This is a genomic window from Halorubrum sp. SP3, from assembly GCF_005435195.1.
GTDB lineage: Archaea > Halobacteriota > Halobacteria > Halobacteriales > Haloferacaceae > Halorubrum > Halorubrum sodomense.
Genome location: NZ_SGTU01000352.1, coordinates 1 through 470 on the forward strand (window position 1 = coordinate 1; position 470 = coordinate 470).

1 protein-coding gene is annotated in these 470 nt (G+C 54.3%); it reads right to left on the minus strand.

The annotated features are described in order from the left end of the window. Positions 1–86 precede the first annotated feature (86 nt). Positions 87–470, minus strand: a 384-nt coding sequence (locus EXE42_RS16835; protein ID WP_137707048.1) for a type II toxin-antitoxin system VapC family toxin, incomplete at its 5' end; no start/stop codon positions are given.

Consider the following 470-nt stretch of genomic DNA (forward strand, 5'->3'; position numbering starts at 1 on the left):
GTTGCTGTTGTCTCAAAAAATGAGTCGGTTGTATAAAATGTACACATAGCCAAAGCGAGTGTCTCGGGGCTTGGCCCCGAGGCGGTTCACTCGGCGTGAAATTCGGTTAAAATCTCCTCAGGAACGGGATTTGTGTACGTGAACGACTCGTCACGACAGAGCGTCTCGAAGTCTCGATCAGTTGTGACAAGCTGATCAGCACCTGCCTCTCGCGCAAGCGCCACGTAGAAGCAATCGTACACGTCGTGGTTCTTGTCGACGCTTACGTCGTACGCAGTAAGGATCGTCTCAGGTGTCACGTCAACAAACTCGATCGGGTACTGTACCAACGATCGGACTGCGTTTCGCGCTTCAACCGTTGTCACCCCCAGATCCTCGAGCACCCACTGAACCCGAAGCGGTAGATAGCCGAACACGAGGAGCGTTTCTTCCCCCTCTAACGCTGGCACCAACTGCTCGGCCACATACGG